We start from the raw sequence: 365 nt of genomic DNA on the forward strand, positions 1-365 counted from the left end.
GCCCTGCGGGACGCGCCGGGGCCCGGGGACGAGGTCGGTGTGGCGTTCGACGCAGCGGAAATCGTCCTACTTGGGAAGCCTTCCGCCCTAGGGTCAGGAGCATGACCCCACTCGGACATGACCGCTATTGCGACGAGATCGACAAACAGGTACGGCAGCTGAGAGCGGTGGTGACCTCCGGCGCGGACCTCACGGTGACGGTGCCGACCTGCCCCGACTGGTCCTTGGAGCAGTTGGTGCGGCATATGGGAGGGGCGCTGCGCTGGGTGGACCACATCGTCCGCTCACGGGCGCAGGACGAGGTGCCCGACGACGAGGTGCCGCACTCCCAGGGCCCCGAGGAACAGGGCGACCCGGCCGCACTG

General features: G+C 69.3%; 1 protein-coding gene. It reads left to right on the top strand.

Annotated features, from left to right (window positions below; translation table 11 throughout):
* Positions 1-101: 101 nt before the first annotated feature.
* A partial coding sequence (locus DSY14_RS28300) for a maleylpyruvate isomerase N-terminal domain-containing protein (protein WP_211719624.1) occupies positions 102-365 on the top strand: 264 nt, incomplete at its 3' end.

Origin of the sequence: Nocardiopsis sp. MG754419 (genome assembly GCF_018207095.1) — a bacterium.
Taxonomy (GTDB): domain Bacteria; phylum Actinomycetota; class Actinomycetes; order Streptosporangiales; family Streptosporangiaceae; genus Nocardiopsis.